This is a genomic window from Myxococcus sp. AM011 (assembly GCF_013372595.1).
GTDB classification, from domain to species: Bacteria; Myxococcota; Myxococcia; order Myxococcales; family Myxococcaceae; genus Myxococcus; species Myxococcus eversor.
Genome location: NZ_JABXEM010000002.1, coordinates 15,430 through 35,904 on the forward strand (window position 1 = coordinate 15,430; position 20,475 = coordinate 35,904).

19 protein-coding genes are annotated in these 20,475 nt (G+C 68.7%); 9 read left to right on the plus strand and 10 right to left on the minus strand.

What is annotated here, in order from left to right; translation table 11 throughout:
- Positions 1-10 precede the first annotated feature (10 nt).
- Positions 11-2,038, minus strand: coding sequence for an NAD-dependent DNA ligase LigA (gene ligA / locus HUW62_RS00750; protein ID WP_176433261.1), 2,028 nt, complete (start codon positions 2,036-2,038; stop codon positions 11-13).
- A 574-nt stretch (positions 2,039-2,612) separates the two neighbouring features.
- Between ligA and rho the strand changes: the two genes are divergently transcribed.
- From rho to HUW62_RS00765, 3 genes are read left to right on the plus strand one after another with little or no spacing between them, the layout of a single operon-like run.
- The gene (rho, locus tag HUW62_RS00755) at positions 2,613-4,238 is read left to right on the plus strand and encodes a transcription termination factor Rho (protein WP_176433262.1); all 1,626 of its coding nucleotides are present in this window, start codon (positions 2,613-2,615) and stop codon (positions 4,236-4,238) included.
- Between the two features lie 23 nt (positions 4,239-4,261).
- Positions 4,262-4,576, plus strand: coding sequence for a hypothetical protein (locus HUW62_RS00760; RefSeq protein WP_163865250.1), 315 nt, complete (start codon positions 4,262-4,264; stop codon positions 4,574-4,576).
- A 58-nt stretch (positions 4,577-4,634) separates the two neighbouring features.
- On the plus strand, positions 4,635-5,135 hold the full coding sequence (locus HUW62_RS00765) for a tetratricopeptide repeat protein (protein ID WP_163865249.1): 501 nt from the start codon (positions 4,635-4,637) through the stop codon (positions 5,133-5,135).
- Between the two features lie 24 nt (positions 5,136-5,159).
- On the opposite strand, the gene HUW62_RS00770 is transcribed toward HUW62_RS00765, so the two are convergent.
- Positions 5,160-6,395, minus strand: a complete 1,236-nt coding sequence (locus HUW62_RS00770; protein WP_163865248.1) for an AI-2E family transporter — start codon at positions 6,393-6,395, stop codon at positions 5,160-5,162.
- A 220-nt stretch (positions 6,396-6,615) separates the two neighbouring features.
- On the opposite strand from HUW62_RS00770, the gene HUW62_RS49820 reads away from it, so the two are divergent.
- Positions 6,616-7,485 carry a GIY-YIG nuclease family protein gene (locus tag HUW62_RS49820; RefSeq protein ID WP_176433263.1) on the plus strand — a complete coding sequence of 290 codons (870 nt, stop codon included), beginning with the start codon at positions 6,616-6,618 and terminating at the stop codon, positions 7,483-7,485.
- Between the two features lie 90 nt (positions 7,486-7,575).
- Here the strand turns inward: HUW62_RS49820 and HUW62_RS00780 are convergent, their stop codons facing one another.
- The 4 genes from HUW62_RS00780 to HUW62_RS00795 form a co-directional block, all read right to left on the minus strand.
- On the minus strand, positions 7,576-8,034 hold the full coding sequence (locus HUW62_RS00780; protein ID WP_176433264.1) for a hypothetical protein: 459 nt from the start codon (positions 8,032-8,034) through the stop codon (positions 7,576-7,578).
- Positions 8,035-8,048: 14 nt separating this feature from the next.
- Entirely contained in the window at positions 8,049-8,840 is a 792-nt protein-coding gene (locus tag HUW62_RS00785; protein WP_163865245.1) for a triacylglycerol lipase, read from the minus strand.
- Between the two features lie 106 nt (positions 8,841-8,946).
- Positions 8,947-9,432, minus strand: a complete 486-nt coding sequence (locus HUW62_RS00790; RefSeq protein ID WP_176433265.1) for a hypothetical protein — start codon at positions 9,430-9,432, stop codon at positions 8,947-8,949.
- A gap of 18 nt (positions 9,433-9,450) precedes the next feature.
- Positions 9,451-10,236 carry a glutamine amidotransferase gene (locus HUW62_RS00795; protein ID WP_368670316.1) on the minus strand — a complete coding sequence of 262 codons (786 nt, stop codon included), beginning with the start codon at positions 10,234-10,236 and terminating at the stop codon, positions 9,451-9,453.
- Between the two features lie 58 nt (positions 10,237-10,294).
- Here HUW62_RS00795 and HUW62_RS00800 point away from each other — a divergent pair, with 58 nt between their 5' ends.
- Genes HUW62_RS00800 through HUW62_RS00810 form a run of 3 tightly spaced genes read left to right on the plus strand, consistent with a single transcriptional unit; the run spans position 10,295 to position 14,491 of the window.
- The gene (locus HUW62_RS00800) at positions 10,295-11,785 is read left to right on the plus strand and encodes an aldehyde dehydrogenase family protein (RefSeq protein WP_176433267.1); all 1,491 of its coding nucleotides are present in this window, start codon (positions 10,295-10,297) and stop codon (positions 11,783-11,785) included.
- Between the two features lie 31 nt (positions 11,786-11,816).
- The gene (locus tag HUW62_RS00805; protein ID WP_176433268.1) at positions 11,817-13,283 is read left to right on the plus strand and encodes a glutamine synthetase family protein; all 1,467 of its coding nucleotides are present in this window, start codon (positions 11,817-11,819) and stop codon (positions 13,281-13,283) included.
- Between the two features lie 23 nt (positions 13,284-13,306).
- Positions 13,307-14,491 (plus strand): iron-containing alcohol dehydrogenase, encoded by a 1,185-nt coding sequence (locus HUW62_RS00810; RefSeq protein ID WP_176433269.1) that lies wholly within the window; start codon positions 13,307-13,309, stop codon positions 14,489-14,491.
- 49 nt (positions 14,492-14,540) lie between these two features.
- Here the strand turns inward: HUW62_RS00810 and HUW62_RS00815 are convergent, their stop codons facing one another.
- The 3 genes from HUW62_RS00815 to HUW62_RS00825 form a co-directional block, all read right to left on the minus strand.
- The gene (locus HUW62_RS00815; protein WP_163865240.1) at positions 14,541-15,137 is read right to left on the minus strand and encodes a hypothetical protein; all 597 of its coding nucleotides are present in this window, start codon (positions 15,135-15,137) and stop codon (positions 14,541-14,543) included.
- Between the two features lie 163 nt (positions 15,138-15,300).
- A complete protein-coding gene (locus tag HUW62_RS00820) occupies positions 15,301-16,584 on the minus strand; it encodes an Nramp family divalent metal transporter (protein WP_163865239.1) in 1,284 nt (427 codons plus the stop codon).
- Between the two features lie 139 nt (positions 16,585-16,723).
- Entirely contained in the window at positions 16,724-17,923 is a 1,200-nt protein-coding gene (locus HUW62_RS00825; protein WP_176433270.1) for a macrolide family glycosyltransferase, read from the minus strand.
- 127 nt (positions 17,924-18,050) lie between these two features.
- On the opposite strand from HUW62_RS00825, the gene HUW62_RS00830 reads away from it, so the two are divergent.
- Positions 18,051-18,665, plus strand: coding sequence for a TetR/AcrR family transcriptional regulator (locus tag HUW62_RS00830; protein WP_176433271.1), 615 nt, complete (start codon positions 18,051-18,053; stop codon positions 18,663-18,665).
- Positions 18,666-18,672: 7 nt separating this feature from the next.
- Here the strand turns inward: HUW62_RS00830 and HUW62_RS00835 are convergent, their stop codons facing one another.
- Positions 18,673-19,365: a hypothetical protein gene (locus tag HUW62_RS00835; RefSeq protein ID WP_176433272.1), complete on the minus strand. Its 693-nt coding sequence runs from the start codon at positions 19,363-19,365 to the stop codon at positions 18,673-18,675.
- Between the two features lie 324 nt (positions 19,366-19,689).
- Here HUW62_RS00835 and HUW62_RS00840 point away from each other — a divergent pair, with 324 nt between their 5' ends.
- A complete protein-coding gene (locus HUW62_RS00840) occupies positions 19,690-20,421 on the plus strand; it encodes an HAD family phosphatase (RefSeq protein WP_176433273.1) in 732 nt (243 codons plus the stop codon).
- The last annotated feature ends 54 nt before the right edge of the window (positions 20,422-20,475 follow it).

Below are 20,475 nucleotides of genomic sequence, written 5' to 3' on the forward strand. Positions count from 1 at the left end.
ACTGAAAGCCTCACCCTCTGGCGTCCGTCTGCAACAGCTGCAGGAACGCTTGCTCGTCCAGGATTCTTACCCCGAGTTCCTGGGCCTTCTTCAGCTTGGTGCCGGCATCGTCCCCGGCCACCACGAAATCGGTCTTGCGCGAGACACTTCCGGCCACCTTCCCACCCCGACGCTCCACCTCCTCCTTGGCCTGGTCCCGAGTCATACCCGTCATCGAGCCGGTGAGCACCACCGTCTTTCCGAGGAAGGGGCCGCCGGTGCTCACCTGGGGCGGGGCGGGGGAGACCCCGGCGTTGAGCAGGGCGAGGATGGCCTCCCGGTTCTGGGGCTCCTGGAAGAAGGCGTGGATGACCTGGGCCATGACGGGGCCCACATCCTTTACCCGGGTGATGTCGTCCAGTGAGGCCTCGAAGAGCTGGCGCACGTCGGGGAAGCCCTCGGCGAGCGCCTTGGCCGTCGCGTCGCCCACGTGTCGGATGCCCAGCGCGTAGAGGAAGCGGCGCTGGGTGGTGCCCTTGGAGTGCTCCAGGGACTCCAGCAGGTTGTCCGCGCTCTTGTCGCCCATGCGCTCCAGCGTCAGGAGCTTCTGCTTGGTGAGCGCGTACAGGTCCGCGAAGGTCTTCACCGTGCCGGTGGCCACCAGCTGGGCGGCCAGCTTGTCGCCCAGGCCCTCGATATCCATGGCGATGCGGCTGGCGAAGTGGCGGATCTTCTCCACCAACTGCGCGGGGCAGGACGCGCCGGTGCAGCGGATGACCGCGCCGTCCTCGTCCTTCACCGCGGCGGCGCCGCAGACGGGGCAGTGCTTGGGGAACTCGAAGGGCTGGGAGCTCGCCGGACGCTTGGAGAGCACCGTGGAGACAATCTCTGGAATCACGTCGCCCGCGCGGCGCACGAAGACGGTGTCGCCCTTGCGCACGTCCTTGCGGCGCAGCTCGTCCTCGTTGTGCAGCGTGGCGCGCGACACCATGACGCCGCCCACCTTCACGGGCTTGAGGTGTGCCACCGGGGTGAGCGCACCGGTGCGGCCCACCTGGATGCCGATGTCGAGCACCTCCGTGGACTCCTCCTCCGGAGGGAACTTGTAGGCCACCGCCCAGCGGGGGCTCTTGGAGACCTGGCCCAGCCGCTTGCGCTGGTCCTCGTCGTCCACCTTCACCACCATGCCGTCCACCTCGAAGGGCAGCTCATGGCGGCCCTTCAATGAGGCGTCATAGGCCTGGCGCACGCCGTCGATGCCCTCCGCGCGCACATAGCGGTTGATGGGCAGGCCCAGCGACTTCAAGTACTCCAGCTTCTCGATGTGGGACTTGAACGCGGGCACGCCCTCGGTGGGGACGCACTCGTAAAGATAGACGGAGAGGGGGCGCGCGGCCGTCTCCTTCGGGTCCAACTGGCGCAGGCTTCCGGCCGCCGCGTTGCGAGGGTTGGCGAACAGCGGCTCGCCCTCCTCTTCGCGCTTCTCGTTGAGCTTCTGGAAGTCCGCCTTGCGGATGAAGACCTCGCCGCGCACTTCCAGGAGCGCGGGCACCTTCACGCCGCCGTCCAGGGGGAACAGCTCCATGGGCAGGCTGCGGATGGTGCGCAGGTTGCCCGTGACGTCCTCGCCCGTGGTGCCGTCGCCGCGCGTGGCGCCCTGGACGAAGATGCCCTTCTCGAAGCGCAGGGCGATGGCGAGCCCGTCCAGCTTGGGCTCGCACACGTAGGTGACAGAGGGCTGACCCAGCAATTTGCGCACGCGCTCGTCGAACTCGACCAGGCCCTCGTCCTCGAAGAGGTTGGCGAGCGAGAGCATGGGGACGCGGTGGACCACCTGGCCGAACTCGTCGGCCGCCTCGCCGCCCACGCGCTGGGTGGGCGAGTCCGGCGTCTGCAGGGCGGGGTGCTGCTCCTCCAACCCCTGCAGCTCGCGCATCAGCGTGTCGTACTGGATGTCGCTGATCTCCGGCGAGTCGAGCACGTAGTAGCGGTGGTTGTGGTGGGCCAGCTCACGACGGAGCTCGCGGGCTCGTGCTTCGGCGGTCTTGAAGTCGTCCACGGTGGGCGGTCCTTACCCCAAATCGCCCCCAGCGAGGGCGTGTCCAGTGCCGCGCAATCTAGAGCGTCCCCCCGACATCACGTCGAGCCCGCCGCCGGACGTCCGGGCCTGGGGGTTCGCATACGCCCTGGGACGTAGGCTGGGAATCGCGCGGCGGGTGAGGGCGCGTCCCGAGCCGTGGTGCGGGGCTGCCCGGGACACCGGAGGCATGGGCTCACGGAGCGCGAAGAGACCTTCCGGGTCCTGTCCCCGGGTCCGAAGTGTCCCTGGTGACGGTGGAAATGTCTGACGTCGGGCTCATGTTGCTCCAAGAGGAAGAGTCCGCGCCAAAGCCCCGCAAGATGCCTTGACAGGCCAGGAGGGGGTCAATAACGTCCCCGCGCGGTTCATTGGCGCAGGAGTTTCGACGGCGCCATCTCTTCCCCAAACCACCGGCCCGCGCCCGCGCAGTCCCGTTCAGGGATTCCGGTACGGCTGTCCTCCTGGAAGGTGCTTCCGAGGCCGCGCGGAATCTCCCCCGGCAATCGAGCGTCCGAGTCCTCGGGCACCCCACCAATCCCCAAGCGTTCCAGACATGCGCAAAGCCCGTACTTCGAGAGAGAAGGCCGCCGACGTCGTTGTTCCCGTCGAGGCCGACGACAAGCCCCGTCGCAAGCGCGCGGCGGCGAAGACCGCCGAAAGGGAAGAGACCGAGAAGCCCTCCCGCACCCGTCGCCCCCGCCGCGACGAGGAAGTCAGCGCGGAGCCGGAGGCCGAGGTGAGCGCCGAGCCGCCCCGTCCGGTCCTGACCCCCATTTCCCGTCCCGTCCGCGACGACGACATCCAGGAGGCGCGTCTTTCCTCTGGAGAGGACGATTCGCCGGCGGCCACGCTGCCTCCCGCGCCGGAGGTCCCCGACGCGCCCGCAATCACGGAAGTCAGCCGCGACGGCGCGCCGATGCAGGTCATCAAGCTCAATGACCTGAAGCGGATGAAGATCACGGACCTGTCCAAGATGGCCCACGACGTGGGCATCGAGAACTACCAGGGCCTGAAGAAGCAGGACCTCATCTTCGCGCTGCTCGGCGGCATCGCCGACAAGCGCTTCGAGGTCCACGCCGAAGGCGTGATGGAGATGCTCAGCGACGGCTTCGGCTTCCTGCGCAGCTCCGACAGCGACTACCAGCCCAGCCCGGACGACATCTACGTGTCTCCGTCGCAGGTGCGCCGGTTCAACCTGCGCCCTGGCGACACGGTGACGGGCCCCATCCGCCAGCCCCGCGAGGGCGAGCGCTTCTTCGCGCTCCAGAAGGTGGACAAGGTCAACTTCACGGACCCGATGTCGGACGCGGCGCGCGAGCGCATCCTGTTCGACAACCTCACGCCGCTATATCCGACGCGCAAGCTCAAGCTGGAGCACGAGTCGTCGGAGATGACCACGCGCATCATCGACATGTTCTGCCCCATCGGTCTGGGACAGCGCTGCCTCATCGTCGCCCCGCCGAAGGCCGGCAAGACGGTGCTGCTGCAGAACATCGCGCACGCCATCAGCCGCAACCACCCGGACGTGTACCTCATCGTGCTGCTCGTGGATGAGCGCCCGGAAGAAGTCACGGACATGGAGCGCAGCGTGCGGGGCGAGGTGGTGTCCTCCACCTTCGACGAGCCGGCCACGCGGCACGTGCAGGTGGCGGAGATGGTCATCGACAAGGCCAAGCGCCTCGTCGAACAGAAGTACGACGTCTGCATCCTGCTCGACTCGATTACGCGTCTGGCGCGCGCCTACAACACGGTGGTGCCCGCGTCCGGAAAGATTCTCTCCGGCGGCGTGGATGCCAACGCGCTGCACAAGCCCAAGCGCTTCTTCGGCGCCGCGCGCAACATCGAGGAGGGCGGCTCGCTGACCATCATCGGCACCGCGCTCATCGACACCGGCAGCCGCATGGACGAAGTCATCTTCGAGGAGTTCAAGGGCACGGGTAACTCCGAAATCGTCCTGGACCGGAAGCTGATGGAGAAGCGCATCTTCCCGACGCTGGACATCAACAAGTCCGGTACGCGCAAGGAGGAATTGCTCTTGTCACCGGGCGATCTCGTGCGCATCACTGCGCTGCGCCAGGTGCTCCATCCGTTCACGCCCATCGACGCGATGGAGTTCGTGCTCAAGCACATGCGTCCGACGCCGACGAACGCTGACTTCCTCGGCTCGATGAACCGATAGGCTCAATACCCCCCGGAGGGTCCATGTCCCGCTCCATGTTCGTCCGTCTGTTTCCCCTGCTCATCGGGGTGTCACTCGGAGGTGGACTGGGATGCGATGTGGACCCGCTGGGGCCGTTGGATGACGCGCCTCCGGTGCTGTCCGACCGCACCTGCTACTCGGATGACGACTGTGTCGCCAATGCCTGCTGCGGGGATGGCACCGCCGTCACCCACGTGGACGAGGGCCCGAACTGTCGCGGTGTGAGATGCACGGGTGAGTGCCCGGAAGGCTCCATCGACTGCGGACGCTGCATCCCCTTCTGCCGTGGGGCCCGCTGCGACGCCGCCTGTCAGTGAGGTGACTTGCGTTGCCTCGTGGCTTTCGTGCCTTCAGGTGGGCTGCGAAGCTGGGGCGGTGACGACGACCGAGCTGGAGTGGGAGCGGCGCATCGCGGAGCTGTGGGCCTCTTTCGATGGCCAGGCTCCGGGTGGCTTTCTCGCACGTGTCGAAGCGCTGTCGGCGGAGCTGCCCGTGGGGCATCCGCGCGCGCTGTTCGAGCGGGCATCGGCCCATGACTCGCTGGGGCAGGAGGCGTTGGCCGCGCCGCTGTATCGACAGGCCTTGGCGGCGGGGCTGAGTGGCGGGCTTCGCCGTCAGGCCGTGATTCAACTGGCCAGCACGCTGCGCAATCTGGGCGAAGTCGAGGAGAGTGTCGCGCTCCTCACGGCTGAGCGGGCTACTGGTTCTGATGAACTCGATGACACCGTGTCCGCGTTCCTCGCGCTGTCGCTCGTGGATGCGGGGCGCGAGAGGGAGGCGGTGGGGCTGGCGCTCGGGGCGCTGGCGCGTCATCTGCCTCGCTACAACCGCTCGCTCGCGAACTACGCCAAGGCGCTCGGAGGTGGGGCTCCGTAGGCGCCCCGTGAGGCGAAGAGGCGCTCAGGCCGCTGGCGTCTGTTGCCCGGTGGCGCCGGAGACAGGCTCGGAAGCAGGGAGCGTCACCACCGACTGCGGCTGTGCCTTGAGGCGGGCGTAGTCGAAGCAGGCCACCAGGATGGCGGTGATGGGCACGGCGAAGAGCGCGCCCACGAGGCCGAAGAGTCGCTCTCCCGCGATGAGGGAGAAGGCGACGATGACCGGGTGGATGCGCGCGGCCTGCCCCATGATTTTGGGATTGAGGAAGTACGCCTCCACCGCGTGGATGCCGATGATCCACACCAGGATGGCCAGGCCCTTCTTGAAACCATCCGCCATCGCGATGAGGACGATGGGCACCGAGCTGAGGATGGTGCCGAAGATGGGGATGAGGCTGAAGAACGTGGCGATGGTGGCGAGCAGGAAGGCGAACTTCACGCCGAAGAGCAGCAGCCCCACGAAGGTCAGCGCGCCGTTCACGACGCAGATGGTGACCTGGCCGCGCACCACGCCGGACAGGGAGCGGTCGATTCGCTCGGCGAGCTGCCTCGCGTCGTGGGCGTACTCGGCGGGGACCAGGGTGCCGCAGTACCGGCGGATGGCCTGACCGTCGATGGAGAAGAAGGCCGCGACCATCAACACGAAGAACAGCGTGAAGACGCCCGCGGCGACTCCCGCGATGATGCTGCGTGACACGCTGACGATGTCGCCCAGGTTCTCCTGCACCAGCGACGAGACGCGCTTCACCGCGTCACTCAGCAACTGCTCCAGATCCAGCGCGAGGCTGAAGTGTCCGCTGCCCGCCGCGTCCGCGCCCTCCAGCGCCCGGTTGGAGAGGGCCACGGGGATGCCGTAGTCGCTGAGCCACGTCTCGCCGCGCTGGGCGAGCACCTGCACCTGTTCCGGCGTGAGCGTGTTGGCCAGCGCCATCGTGTCGCGGCTGACGCGAGCCATCTCCCGGTAGAGCTGCGGCACCAGGGCCACGAGGAAGAGGTACACGCCGACGAAGAAGCCCGCGTAGATGAGCAGGATGGCCGCCCAATGAGGGACTTTGCGTCCGGCGACGTTCAGCCGGGTGATGCGCGCCACGAGCGGCTGCACCAGGTACGCGATGAGCGCCGCGCCAGCGAAGGGCATCACCACCGAGCGGAACGTCACCAGGGCCGCCGCCACGACGAGCCAGAGGGCTCCCAGGATGAGCAGGCGCTTGCGGCGGTCGGTGGTGGGCGTCGGAGGCGGAGTGTCCAGGGGCTGCAACATGCCTCGGGCTTACGGCAGTGCCCGCGCGCTGACAAGGCCCGGTGCCCCAGGTTCTCGTTCACCCTCGATGCTCGGCGCCTACTCGTTCCGATGTGGCGGAAAGTTCGAGGTCCCAGCTTTCCGAGGGAGGGGACTGCTCACGCCTGCTTGCAGCGCCTGACTTCGAGTCAGGTTTTCAAGCAGACTTCGAGGAGTTTTCCGCTGGCTCAGGAGGGGCGTGGTGGCAGGCAAGACCATCAAGTTGTTCTTCGTGGATGGGGACCCCAGTGGTCTGCGGGTGGCGGACGTCATGAACTGGGCGGGCATCGCCCTGGCCGTTCCTCGCAACCACCTGCCCCAGTTCAAGGCGCGCAGGGAGGCGGATCGCCCAGGCGTATACGTCCTGCTCGGTGATGATCCGGACGTGGTGGGGGAGGTTCGCGGCTACATCGGCGAGGCCGAAGCCCTCGGTCAGCGGCTCGCCCAGCATGCTCGGGACTCCGCGAAGGAGTGGTGGACGGAAGCGGTGGTCTTCACGTCGAAGGACGGCAACCTCACGAAGGCCCACGCGAAGCATCTGGAACTCGCGCTGCACAAGCTCGCGAGCGAGGCCGCTCGGGTCAATCTGACGAATGGCGCTGCTCCTTCGGGCGCCGCGCTTCCCGAGTCGGACCTGGCTGACATGGAGGGGTTCCTCGAATACGTGCGGCTCACGCTTCCTCCTCTCTCGGGACGCGCGGGCCAGATGCTGGAGCCGCGCAGTGGGACGCGGACGAGCGGGCCCGAGTTCACCTATTCGGTGCTCCAGGCCCAGGCTCGAATGCGGAGGTCCTCCGAAGGATATGTCGTGCTGCGCGGGTCGACGGCGGTTCGGAAGATCTCCGACTCGCTGTCGAAAGGATATCGGGCGATCCGCGAAGGGCTCATCCGCGATGGCACGCTGACACTTCGAGAATCCGATGACCTGATGGTCTTCAGCGCGGATGCCGTCTTCACCAGTTCCTCGGCGGCGGCAGGAGTGGTCGCGGGCTCTTCCCAGAGTGGACCTGCTGGGTGGAGGCTGCCGGATGGGACGAGCTTGGGCGCGGTGGAGGCCGCCGAACTCGAGTAGCCATCGCCTGCTGCGGCGTGTGTCGTTCCAGGGGAACTCGTTGTCGCCGATGCCCCGCGTCGAGCAGCCGAGTCTACCCGTAGGCAATGCTCACGCCTGGGCGCCCTGGGCGAGCCGGAGCTTCGTCTCCAGCTTGTCCAGGCAGACCTGCATCTGTTTGCGTTTCACGCGGCCCTCGGTGGCTTCTCCCAGGCTCAGCATCTGCTCGGTGAACCACCGTGCGAGGAACAGCAGGGCCAGCCGGTCATCCGGCGCCAGCCCTCGCTCCAGGTAGCGCTTGTTGCGCATGTAGTCGTCGAACGCGTCCGTCTCGTGCGCCAGCTCCCACCGCGTCAGCCTCAACGCCTCCGCATAGACGGCCGGCGTGGGACGCGGACGCGGCTCGGTGAACAGCGGCGCGAAGTGGCCTCCCGTGTCCAGGTCCACCTCTTCCACCGGCGGCGGCCACGTCTGGAGGTCCTGCGCGAGCAGCTTCGCCACCTCCTCCACGAAGTGGTCCATGAGCGGCACGGGCTTCAGGTCGAAGAGGCGGTCCCAGCGCGAGGGCATGTTCCCTCTCTACCTCAAGAGGCGGACGGTGACACCGCGCGCAGGCCCTGCACGCACTCGGCATAACCGGCGCTCAGCTCGCGTCGGACGACTTCGTAGACGGCCCGCCGGGTGAGCAGCGCCCCGTGTCCCACGTTGGACAGCTCATGGTTGAACACGTTCGGCTGGCCCTCCACGTCCAGCCGCGCCGACGTCCACGGCGTCACCTCGTCCACCTTCGAGTAGACCGACGTCAGCCTCACGTTCCTCGGAAACGCCCCGGTGCGCAGTTGCTTCAGGAACGGCGACACGGGCGTGAGCTGCCACATGCTGCGACTGAACCACCCGAGCGTCGCGCAGCCCAGGTACGCCAGCCGCGAGCCCTTGTGTGGCGTCCCCAGGGTGATGAGGTTCTGCACCCGCGCATCGCCGCCCAGGCGCTTCACGTAATACATCCCGATGAGTCCGCCCTTCGAGTGGCCGACGATGCTCAGCGGCCCCATGTGCGGATATCGCGCGTACATGCGCTCGACCTTCTCGCGCACCTTCTGCGCCAGCGCGTCGATGCCACACGTGTTGTACCGGTCCAGCGCACCGCCCAGGTGGATGGACCAGACAGAGTAGCCATCGCGCCGCAGTCGCTGCTCCAGCACCTCGAACACGCGGCGCGTGCTGAAGAAGCCGTAGAGCAACAGCACGGGCCGGGGGCACTGCGTGAAGTCCGTCTTCCGGACGATGTGATGGGTCCTCGTGTCCACATGCAGATGGGCCACGAGGTTTCGCAGTTGGCGCGTCCACCGGTGGTATCGCGGGACGAGAGGATTCATGGCGCACTCGGTCGGCGCACGGAGCGCCGTCCGGGTTCAACCTGGGGCTCGCCCCCTCGTTCCGCCGGGCTCGCGCGGAGGCCTCACCCCGCGAAACGCGTGCTGCTCAACGTCCGGCGTCGGACCTGCCCGGCCCAGCGTCCGGAACTCCACCATCCGCGGTGCCGCCATCCGTCCCGCCGTCGCCCGTCCCCGTCACGCAGCACGTCGGCACCTTCTCGAAGTACAGCGCCGCCTGCGAGCAGAACGCTCGGATGTCGCGGCGGTGTGCCCCGCAGCCGGTGACGAAGCGGCCGTCCTCGCAGACGGGCGCGGGCGCCGTCGCCGGGTCACACGCTGTCAGGCTCCGCGCGCACACCGCCCGCGAGCGATAGAAGCGCGAGTCGCTCCGGTCCCCGGGCACGACGGCGCAGGTGGTGCCCTGGTCGCACTCCTGGAAGATGGCTCCGGTGGAGCAGGGGCCCACCGTGCAGGCCGTCTCGCAGTTGAGCGCCTCCGAGCCATCACAGCGAGGAGCCTGGGAGCACGGGTCTCCGTCCGAGCAGGCGGAGACGAGGAGGGCGAGCAGGAGCGACGTCAGGATGCGGGGCAAAGGAGGCCTCGGTGGGGGTCAGGTGAAGCGCTCCAGGAAGTTCATCAGGATTCGCCTCCCAGCGGGAGTGGGAGCCAGGCCCTCGAGCAGCCTTGGCACCTGCGCACCGGGCGCAATCCCCCTCGCCACGGCCTCCTGTTCCAGTCCCTCGCGTCTCGCGTGGATGACAGCGCGCAGTGCGTCCGGAGCCGCCTCCGGGTGGAACTGCACGCCCCGGACGTTGGGACGGAAGGCGAGCGCCTGCGCGGCCGTGTTGGCGTTGCCCGCGAGCACCGTCGCGCCCTCGGGCACCTGGGCGACGATGTCCTCGTGCGTCGCCTGGGCAGCGAAGACCTCTGGCACCCCGTCGAACAGCGCGTCCCGACGCCCCGCCTCGGTGAGCCTCACCTCCACCGTGCCCGTCTCCCGGCCCAGTGGATTTCGCGCCACCTGCCCACCGTACGCGCGCGCGAGCAACTGATGACCAAAGCACACTCCCAACACCGGCGTGCCCTTCTCCCCGGCCTCCACCATGAAGTCCGCGACGCGCTCCATCCACGGCTCCAGCCGCGTCACTGACAGAGGAGAGCCGGTCATCATCACCGCGTCATACGCATGCGCGTCCCGTGGCAACGGCGCGTCGCGGTGCACCGGGAGGATGTCGAACCGATGGCCCTCCAGTCCGATGGTGCTCAGGAACCACTGCTCGTAATCACCCACACTGAGGCGCACCGACTCCGCGGCCTCACCCGCTTTCAGCAACAAGACGTTCTTCACCACCGCAGGTTGCCGCGTCTGGACGTCATTCCTACCCTGTCGTGCCACCTGTGTTCGCTCCTGGCCAATCTGTCTGGAACGCCCCCGTGTGCCCCGAGGAATCCCCATGCTAGACGCCCGCTCGCTCTCCCCCCGGCTGCCCGTCCTGCAACTGCTCATCGATGGGCAGGGCGTGGACCCCGTCGAAGGGGGCTTTCTCCCGGTGGTGAATCCCGCCACGGGTGAGAAGGTGTGCGACGTACCCAGCGCCACCGCCGCCGACGTGGACCGCGCGGTAAAGGCCGCCCGTCGCGCCTTCGAGTCCGGCCCGTGGAGCAGGATGTCCGCCCGCGAGCGCGGCAAGCTCATCCGCAAGCTCGCCGACCTGCTGTGGCAGCGCCGCGAGGAGTTCGCGCTCGTCGAGTCGCTCAACAACGGCAAGACGTTCCGCGACGCCGTCCGAGGCGACGTGGCCCCGGGCGCCGGCACGCTCGCGTACTTCGCGGACTGGGCGGACAAGATTCACGGCGAGGTGCTCCCGGTGGACGGCCCCTTCCACACCTACGTGCTCAAGGAGCCGGTGGGCGTGGTGGGCCTCATCGTCCCGTGGAACTACCCCACCTGCATCCTCTGCTGGAAGCTGGGACCCGCGCTCGCCGCCGGCTGCACCGTGGTGGTGAAGCCCTCCGAGATGACGCCGCTGACGGCGATGAAGCTGGGTGCGCTCGCGCTGGAGGCGGGCTTCCCTCCCGGCGTCCTCAACGTCGTCACCGGCTACGGAGACCCCGCGGGCGAGGCGCTCGCTCGGCACCCGGACGTGGACAAAATCTCCTTCACCGGCTCCGGCCGCACCGCGCGCCGGCTGATGCAGGCGTCGGCGGGCAGCAACCTCAAGAAGCTGACGCTGGAGCTGGGCGGCAAGAGCCCCCAGGTCATCTTCTCCGACGCGGACCTGGAGCGCGCCGTGGAGGCGTGCTTCTGGGGCATCTTCGGCAACAAGGGTGAGACGTGCAACGCGGGCAGCCGCGTGCTCGTGCAGGAGGGCATCTACGACGACTTCGTGGGCAAGCTGGCCGAGCGCGCCCGCAAGCTGCGCGTCGGTGACCCGCTGGACCCCTCCACGGAGATGGGCGCGCAGGTGAGCCAGAAGCAGCTCGACACCATCCTCGGCTACGTCGAGAGCGGTCGTCAGCAGGGCGCGAAGCTTTTGGCCGGTGGCGAGCGCGACACGGAGAGCATCAAGGCGAAGGGCTACTTCATGCGGCCCACCATCTTCGGCGACGTGAAGCCGGACATGAAGATCGCCCAGGAGGAGATTTTCGGCCCGGTGCTCAGCTGCCTTCGCTTCCGTGATGACGCGCACGCGCTGGAGCTGGCCAACGGCACGCTGTACGGCCTGGCCGCGTCGCTGTGGACGCGCGACGTGGCGAAGGCGCACGCGCTGGCCCGCAAGGTGAAGAGCGGCGTGGTGTGGATCAACTGCTTCAACGAGTTCGACGATGCCGCGCCGTTCGGCGGCTACAAGGAGTCTGGCTGGGGCCGCGATTTGTCGCACCACGCGCTGGAAGGCTACCTCCAGTGCAAGGCGGTGTGGACGCGGCTGCCGACGGACACCTGAGCACTCCCTCACCCCAGGAAGGAAGGTCCCGATGCCGACCCGTCCCAAGGCGAAGGTACTCACGCATCCGACCGTGGCCCGCCGGGCCCGCGCCAAGGAGCGCGGAGGCCCCGTGCGCGGCGGCGCCGTGCCCCGGGACTCGGGCGGCACCGACACGCTCAAGCGCTGGCTCGACGACAACGGCGTGAAGAAGGTGAAGGTCGGCGCCATCGACATCGACGGTGTCTGGCGCGGCAAGTACATCTCCCTGGAGAAGTTCCTCAGCGCCGCCAAGGGCGGCCTGGGCTTCTGCGACGTCGTCTTCGGCTGGGATTTGGGCGACGAGCTGCTCGACAACACCCAGGTGACGGGCTGGCACACCGGCTACCCGGATGCGCACGCGACGGTCGACGTGACGACGGGGCGGGTGATTCCGTGGGAGCCCGACACCGCGGCCTTCCTGCTCGACTTCGTCAATCCGGACGGCACGCCCTTCGAGGCCAGTCCCCGGCAACTGCTCCAGAAGATCGCCACCCGCGCGAGGGAGCAGGGCTACCTGCCTCGCTTCGGCGCCGAGTATGAATTCTTCATCTTCAAGGAGCAGCCGGACTCGCTGAAGCAGAAGGGCTTCCAGGACCTCACGCCGCTGACGCCCGGCATGTTCGGCTACTCGTGGCTGCGCACGTCTCAGAACGCGCCGCTGGTGCACGCGCTCATCGACGGGTGCAACGGCTTTGGCCTCAACATCGAGGGCTTCCACACCGAGACAGGGCCCGGCGTCTTCGAGGCCGCCATCCGCTACGACGACGTGGAGCGCTCGGCGGACAAGGCGGCTCTCTTCAAGACAGTGGTGAAGGAGCTGTGCTCGCGCCAGGGCCTCACCGCGTGCTTCATGGCCAAGGTGAACGCGAAGCTGCCGGGGTGCTCGGGGCACGTGCACCAGTCGCTCTGGGACATGAAGGGCGAGCACAACCTCTTCTACGAAGAGGACGAGCCGCACGGCATGAGCCGCCTCATGCGCCACTACATCGGCGGGCAGATAGCGCTGATGCCGGAGCTGACGGCGCTCTACTGGCCCACCATCAACAGCTACAAGCGCAGCGTGGAGAACACCTGGGCGCCCACCACCGCGGCATGGGGCCTGGAGAACCGCACCTGCGCCGTGCGCGTCATCGGTGAGAACGCCAAGGCGATGCGGATTGAATACCGCCAGCTCGGCGCGGACATGAACGCGTACATCGGCATGGCGACGAGCCTGGCCGCGGGCCTGTGGGGCATCGAGAACGAAATCGAGCCGCCGCCCGCGTGCAACTCCAACGCGTACGCGTCTCATGAGGCCGCGCCGCTGCCGCGCAACCTGAAGGAAGCCGTGGCCTTGCTCAAGCAGAGCGAGCGCGCCCGGGAAATCCTGGGCGAGGGCTTCGTGGACCACTTCGTACGCACGCGCGAGTGGGAGGTGCGCCAGTACGAGCGCGCCGTCACCAGCTGGGAGTTGGAGCGCTACCTGGAGCTCATCTGATGAGCCCGAGGGAGGAACCCGCGATGAAGCCGTTCGACATTCCCGCTGAGCCCCGTATCACCGAGATGGCGTGGCCCACCCGCATCGTCCTGGGTGCCGGCGCGCTCCAGCGACTGCCCGCCCAGGCGCAGCGCTTGAACATGAAGCGCCCGCTCCTGGTGACGGACGCGGGCGTGGTGAAGGCGGGGCTCGCCTCCCGCGTGCTCGAAGTCCTGAAGACGGCGGGCCTGGAGTGCGCCGTCTTCGACGGCGTGGAACCCAATCCCACCGAGAAGGATGTCTTCGCCGGCCTGGAGGCCTATCGCCACCACAAGTGCGACGGGCTCATCGCGCTGGGCGGCGGCAGCGCGCTGGACGCGGGCAAACTGGTGCAATTGCTCACCACCCACGAGCCTCCGCTCAGTCGCTACGACGACGCGAAGGGCGGCGACCAGTATGTGAAGGACGACCTGCCTCCGCTCATCGCCATCCCGACGACGGCGGGCACGGGCTCGGAGGTGGGTCGCTCGGGCGTGGTGACGCTGGCGGACACGGGGCGCAAGACGGTCATCTTCAGCCCGGCCCTGCTGCCTCGCGCCGCCATCGTCGACCCGGAGCTGACGGTGGGGCTTCCTCCTGGCGTCACCGCGGCCACCGGCATGGATGCCTTCACGCATTGCCTGGAGGCGTACCTGGCCAATGGCTTCCACCCGCTGGCGGACGCGGTGGCCATCGACGGAATCCAGCGCGTGAGTCGCTCGCTGGTGACGGCGGTGCGCGAGGGCAAGGACCTGGCGGCGCGCACGGACATGATGATCGCCGCGATGCAGGGTGCGATGGCCTTCCAGAAGGGCCTGGGCGCGTGCCACGCGCTGGCGCATGCGCTGACGCCCATCTCCGGCGTGCACCATGGCCTGGCCAACGCGGTCGTGCTTCCGGTGGTGATGGAGTTCAACCGCGCCTCCAGCACGACGCGGCTGGCGCGTGTGGCGGTGGCGATGGGTGACACCACCAACGCCCGGGAGGACGTGCTCGCGAGCAACGCCATCGACCGGGTGCGCAAGCTCAACGCGGCCATCGGCATCCCCGCGCGGCTCCGCGACGTGGGCGTCAAGGAAGAGGACCTGGCGAAAATCGCCGACAAGGCCTTCCTGGACGCCTCTCACCTGAGCAACCCGTGCAAGGTGGTGGAGGCCGACCTGCTGGCCATGGCCCGCGAGGCCTGGTGACCTCACGTCGTCCCGGGGGAGGCGAGCGCCTCCCTCGGGGATGACGGACTCAGGTGCCGTCGTCCGAGGCCGCGGGCAGGGCGCCGGTGGTTCCGCCGTCTCCGATGACCGTGGCGCCCATGTCCGTGGCGTTCGCGGAGCCGGGGCCCCCGTCGTTGACCTCACCGTGCGAGCCCACCACCGCGCCGGTCATCTCCGCGGTGGCTTCCTCGGGCGAGAAGTCCAACGTCTCCACGTAGACGCGTCCGGGCAGGCGCAGGTCCATCGCGTTGATGCGGTCCTGTCCGCGCAAGTCATAGAGCTGCTGCGCGACGGGGCCCGCGGGGATGCGGTCGTCGGAGAAGAAGATGTAGACCTTCACCTTTCCTTCCTGCGTGGGGACGCGGAAGCTGGTGTTGGCGATGGGCTTGTTCGCGTCGCAGCGGATGGAGCGGTTCTCCCGCGTCAGCGTGAGCTGGCGGATGACCCCCTTCTGCGACACCGTGTAGAGCATGCAGTAGGGGAGCTGCCCGGCGGAGGGAATGACCTCCATCGTCGCGGGTCCCGTCTTGCGAACCTGCGCGCGTGTGGGCCGGTCGTCCTTGCCGCCGTTCTGACAACCCGCGCACAGCGCCGCCACCGTGAGCAACGTACTCCAGCGCTTCATGTGTCCCTCCTGAGGGGCGTGGAAGAACGACCGTCAGCGCCGCTCAGCCTACTTCGAGCCTCGTGCTTCGGGGAGGCCATGCCGTTCGCTCGTACACCCTCCAGCGGACGCAACGACCGCCAGTTCACATCCTCGCTCCTGGCTCGCCAGCGTGCGTTCAGGCTCAAGGCCCACGCAGCTTGCGCAGTGCGTCGAGTGCCTCCTGGAGACCGACGGCGAGGAAGAGGAGCAGGGTGGCGACGAGCGCGGCGTTGGTGAGCCAGCCGTTGCGCAGGGCGCCCACCCAGGCGCGTCGGTTGTTCATCCACAGCAGGGTGGCGGCGAGCAGCGGCATGAACAGCGCGCCGACGATGGCGTATGCGAGCTGCGCGCGCTGGAGCGGTGCCCAGAGCATGGGCAGCGGGACGATGGCGAGCGCCACCAGGTACAGCCGCCACGCGCGAGTCTTGCGCAGGTCCACCGGTGGCCCCGGCTCGCGCTTGCGGTGGATGCGCAGGAAGTCCGCGAAGAGGTAGGGAATGCCTTCCCAGACGCCCAGCAGGCTGGAGAAGACCGCGCCCCAGAAACCCGCGAGGAACACCCAGTAGCCGGCGGGGCCGATGACCGCTTCCAGTCGGGTGGCGAGAAGTGACGCCACCTTCAGCCCGCTGCCCTCCAGGCGCAGCGTCGAGCCGATGATGACCATGGCCGCGCCGAACATCCCCGTGAGCGCGTAGCCCACGGCGAGGTCCGCCTGACAGGTCTTCAAGCCTTGAGGGCCCTCGCGGCCCTTCTCTCGAATCCAGTAGCCATACGAGAGCATCGTCACCGTGCCGCCCACGCCGCCCAGGAGGCCCAGCACCCACACGGTGCCCTTGTCGGGCAGGGAGGGAATCACGAGCCCGCGTGCGGCGGCGGCCCAGTCCGGTTGCGAACCCACGGCGGCGAAGAGGACCGCGCCGAACATCAGCGCGATGCAGGCCGCCATCAGCTTCTCGAAGAGGCGGAAACCTCCGAGCCCGACGAGTGCCAGCCCGACGAGCGAGTGGACCACGCCCCAGATGCGTCGGGACGTCTCCGGGTCTCCACCGAGTGGCCACAGCGCATCTCCCGCCGCGCCGCACGCGGAGATGAGCGCGCCGCCCGTGAAGAAGCTCCAGCCGAGCAGGTAGACGAAGAAGACGTTGCGCAGGCCCGGGCCCAGCCGCGCCCAACCCTCCAGCACGGTGGTGCCGGTGGCGAGCTGCCAGCGCGCGACGCCCTCGTTGAGGAACCCCTTGAGCACCGAGCCCACGACGGCGGCCCAGAGGATGGCCACTCCCACCGCGGAGCCTCCCAGGCTGGCGGTGAGCAGGTCTCCCGCGCCCACGCCCGTGGCGGCGACGAGGATGCCGGGCCCGAAGCGAGTCATCAGCCCGGGCCTGGCGGAGGCGAGGGACTGCGCGGAGGGCGGGGCCGGGCTTTCCATGGGCCCGAAAGGCTACCACCCCCACTCGAGCGACACGTCGACCAAGCCAGTGCGGCCCGAGAGGGGAAGGCTCGTGTCACTTCCGGCGCCGGGCTCCTCGGGCCGGCCGGTCCGTGTGTTCGCGCGGGGCGCTCGCTCCTCAGTCGAGGGCCGGAAGTGCCGCCTCGATGAGGTCCGCGGCGCGCCTCACGCCTCCTTCGTCTCTCAGCTCGTCACGGACCGCCGCCACTCGCCGCGCGATGTTCTCGTCCGTGGTGATGTGGCGGAGTGCTTCGCGCAGCGCTTCCGCGGTGGCCTTCTCCGTGTCGAGTCGCACGCCGACACCCAGCTCGACGATGCGGTCCGCGTTGGTGAACTGGTCCGTGGCCTGGGGCACGGCAATCATGGGCGTTCCGCCCCAAAGCGCTTCCTGCGTGCTGCCCATGCCCGCGTGGGTGATGAAGGCGTCCGACTGCTTCACCACCGAGAGCTGCGGTATCCACGGATGCACCTCGAAGTTGCGGGGAACCTCTCCGAGCTCCGCGCGCTCGACGTGCCGGCCGATGTTCAGCACCACGTGCCAGCCGGGCAGGTCTCCGAAGGCCGCCATGCAGTGGCGATAGAAGGCCGGCTGGTTCGTGAAGGTGGAGCCGAGCGAGATGAGCAGCACCTTCTCGACGCCCTCGGGCCGCTTCCACGTGCCCTGCCGGGGACGCTCGTCGAAGCAGGGGCCCACGAAGGTGTAGCGCCTCGTGTCCACGCGGTCCGCTTGCGGTTGCATCGCCCGGGGGATGAGCACGAGCGAGCGCGGTGGCAGCCCCACGAAGAGCGTGGACTCCGTCTGGGCCACGCCGCACTCCGTGAGCCATGAGGAGAACCGCTGGAAGTACTCGGCGCCACCGGGAGCCGCTCGCAGCGACTCCATCATCGGCGCCATCTCCTCGGTGTAGCCCTCCCACGCGACGAAGGTGGGCGAGAGGGAGATGGCCGGCCGCCCCCAGTTCTCCGCGAGGATGCGCGCGACGTAGCCCGCGATGTCGTAGAGGAAGAGGTCCGGCTTGTCCTGCCCGTAGACGGCGCGGAGCCTCGGGAGCAGGGCGATGGCGTCGTCGAGGAACACAGCGAGCTGACCGATGGTGTCCTCCGGCCAGCTCCGGTCCGCGACGCCTTCGCGCGGCAGCGTCGACGGGTAGGGCACCAGCTCCGCCCCTGTCTCGACGATGCGCTCCGCGAAGGACGCATCATTCGCGTAGGTGACGCGGTGGCCTCGTGTCACCAGCTCCCGGATGACCTCCAGGCTCGGATTCACGTGGCCGTGGGCGGGGATGCTGACCATGGCGATATGTGCGCGACGACGCATGGCGTCCTCCTGAGGGCAGGAATGGAGACGATACGGACCGTCTCGCCATGGCCACCATGGAGATGCCGGGCGTCCTTGTCAAGACGAGACGTTGCGTGTCGTCGGAGTCCCGCTAGCCTGCCGGGCGATGAGTGACGCGAAGAAGCCCGATGAGTCCCGCCGCAGCGGGCGTTCGCACCAGGCCATCCTGAAGGCGGTGGTCGAGCTGGTGGGAGAGATGGGCTACTCGCGGCTGACCATTGAAGCCATCGCGGCCCGCGCGGGCGTGGGCAAGCAGACCATCTACCGGTGGTGGCCCAACAAGGGCGCGCTGGTGCTGGACGCCTTCGCCGCGCTGGCGGGCGGAGCGGTGGCCCTGCCTGACACCGGAGACGTCTCGGTGGACCTGAAGACGGTGCTGCGCGCCACCGTCGTCGAGCTGTGCGAGCCGCGCTTCGAGGTGCCCTCCCGCGCGCTCACCGCCGAGTCGCAGATGGACCCGGTGCTCGCACGGCAGTTCGTGGACACGCTCCTGCGCCCCAATCTGGAGGTGACGAAGGAGCGGCTGCGGGCCGCGCAGCGGGCGGGACAGGTCGCGTCAGGCGTGGACCTGGACGTCGCCGTCGAGCTGCTGTTCGGCCCGCTGTTCCACCGCTGGCTGCTGCGCACCGCGCCGCTCACGCGCGAGTACGCGGACACGGTGGTGGACTACGCGCTGGCGGCCCTGCGCCCCCCGAGTTCTTCGTCGGGGAGCGCGGGCTGACGCTCGCTCACGGCATGTCGGGGCTCATCCCCGGGCACTTGCCGGGCTGCATCTGGTCCGCCGTCTTGTGGACCTCGCCGCTGAGCTGCTTCTGCTTCTTCGGGTCCATCGCGGTGTAGACGATGATGACGCCATCCGGCGTGTCCTGGACGCTGGCGCTGGAGGGCATCGTCGGCGCGCCCGCCATGCCGGAGCCGGAGCCACCCATGCCGGTGTCGTCCAGGCCGTCCTGCTCCTCCAGCGGGCTGTCACCCAAATCCTCTCGCTGGGCCTCCTGCATGGGCGTCTCCTGCTGCGCGCGCTGGGTGCTCTCCGCCTGTTCGTGGAGCATGGCGCGGCTGCGCTGCTGAAGCTCCGCCACCTGCGTCGGCTCCGGCGTGCTGATGATGAGCGCCACGCCCTCGGGCACGTCCTGGGCACGGGCCACCGCGCCCGAGACGGACATGGGGCAGTTGGCCGCGGAGGCGCTCTTGTGGTGCTTGCCGTGGTGCTTGCCATCCGGCGGGGGCGGCTGCGGCTGCGGCCCCATGTCGGGAGGCACCGCCGCCGCGGTGGCCGGTGGCGGCGGCGCCTCGGGCGGCGGCTGGGTGCTGGCCTGCGGCTCGGCGCCCTGGGATTGCGAGCCCCGCTTGGAGCAGCCGATGGAGAAGCAGAGCGCCGCGGACACGGCGAGAATCGACGGAAGCCTGGACAGATGCATGTGGAAGTCCCCCCGGGGCGTAAGCCCTTCTCGCCGAAGGTGGGCGGGGGGCCGGGCGTCGGCAATACGGCCGCATCCAGGGCCGCCCGGTGGCCCCGCCCGGCGGACGGTGGTGTCTATCCAGGGGGAGACGCGTCTGGACTGTCGGGCGGAGTCTCGTGATGACTCGCCAACCCGGCACGGGCGCTCCCTGCTCCCGCCGTTCATTGCCAGACACGATTTTTTCCGAGCCGACATCCAAAACCATGGGCCCCTACGTCAACACCTGAGTGGGTGCCGCGGGCCCTCCTGGCCGGAAGACTGGGGCGCCATGAAAGGTTTGGAATGAGAAGGCTCGCGGTGCTCGACCTGGATGGGACGCTGACGCCGGACACCCTCGGCGTGTTGCTGGTGAGGGAGCTGTTGGCGCGAGGCGTCTGTGAGCCCGAATTGGGGCGGGAGTTCATGTCCAATGTGGAGCGACACCACGCCGGCTGCCCGGACTTCTACACGTCCCTGGCGGAGGTCTACCAAAGCCTGGGCCGCGCGGCCGCGGGGGTGACGGTCTCCACCGTGGAGCGCGCGGCGGAGGATGTCTGGGCTCGAGCCCGGGGCCGGCTGTTCGGCTTCGTGCGTCCCCTTGTGCGGATGTTGAAGTCGAACGGGTTCCTGATGGCCCTCATCTCCGGGGGGCCCATCGAACTGGTCCACCTGGTGGCCTACGAGCTGGGCATCGATGTCTATCGCGCCGCCGTCCTGGACATCCGGAACAGTCGCTACACCGGGCGCGTGCTCCAGGGCCCGGGGCTGCTGGGAGGCAAGCCGAGCATCCTCCGCGAACTGGAGGTGCTGCACCACGTCCGTCTGGCGGACTCGCTCGCCATGGGCAACTCCGCTTCCGACGCGGAGGTCTTCCGGCTGGTGGGGCTGCCCGTGGCCTTCGAGCCTTCCGAAGAGCTGGCGGACCTCGCGGCGCGCCATGGATGGCGGGTGGTGGACCGGCACGACGTGCTGCGAGTCCTTCCGTCCCTGCTCGCACGGGGCGCGGAAGGGGAGGACTCACACGCGGCCCGGTGAAGGTGACGCGGGGCGCCTGCCGCACGGCGTTGATGGGTTTCGAAATCGCTGTCG

Excerpts from the sequence above, each read along its gene's own strand:
- rho (WP_176433262.1), top strand. The coding sequence starts at position 2,613 with ATGCGCAAAGCCCGTACTTCGAGAGAGAAGGCCGCCGACGTCGTTGTT.
- HUW62_RS00760 (WP_163865250.1), top strand. The coding sequence starts at position 4,262 with ATGTCCCGCTCCATGTTCGTCCGTCTGTTTCCCCTGCTCATCGGGGTG.
- HUW62_RS00770 (WP_163865248.1), bottom strand. The coding sequence starts at position 6,395 with ATGTTGCAGCCCCTGGACACTCCGCCTCCGACGCCCACCACCGACCGC.
- HUW62_RS00780 (WP_176433264.1), bottom strand. The coding sequence starts at position 8,034 with ATGCCCTCGCGCTGGGACCGCCTCTTCGACCTGAAGCCCGTGCCGCTC.
- HUW62_RS00785 (WP_163865245.1), bottom strand. The coding sequence starts at position 8,840 with ATGAATCCTCTCGTCCCGCGATACCACCGGTGGACGCGCCAACTGCGA.
- HUW62_RS00800 (WP_176433267.1), top strand. The coding sequence starts at position 10,295 with ATGCTAGACGCCCGCTCGCTCTCCCCCCGGCTGCCCGTCCTGCAACTG.
- HUW62_RS00805 (WP_176433268.1), top strand. The coding sequence starts at position 11,817 with ATGCCGACCCGTCCCAAGGCGAAGGTACTCACGCATCCGACCGTGGCC.
- HUW62_RS00810 (WP_176433269.1), top strand. The coding sequence starts at position 13,307 with ATGAAGCCGTTCGACATTCCCGCTGAGCCCCGTATCACCGAGATGGCG.
- HUW62_RS00815 (WP_163865240.1), bottom strand. The coding sequence starts at position 15,137 with ATGAAGCGCTGGAGTACGTTGCTCACGGTGGCGGCGCTGTGCGCGGGT.
- HUW62_RS00820 (WP_163865239.1), bottom strand. The coding sequence starts at position 16,584 with ATGGAAAGCCCGGCCCCGCCCTCCGCGCAGTCCCTCGCCTCCGCCAGG.
- HUW62_RS00825 (WP_176433270.1), bottom strand. The coding sequence starts at position 17,923 with ATGCGTCGTCGCGCACATATCGCCATGGTCAGCATCCCCGCCCACGGC.
- HUW62_RS00830 (WP_176433271.1), top strand. The coding sequence starts at position 18,051 with ATGAGTGACGCGAAGAAGCCCGATGAGTCCCGCCGCAGCGGGCGTTCG.
- HUW62_RS00835 (WP_176433272.1), bottom strand. The coding sequence starts at position 19,365 with ATGCATCTGTCCAGGCTTCCGTCGATTCTCGCCGTGTCCGCGGCGCTC.
- HUW62_RS00840 (WP_176433273.1), top strand. The coding sequence starts at position 19,690 with ATGAGAAGGCTCGCGGTGCTCGACCTGGATGGGACGCTGACGCCGGAC.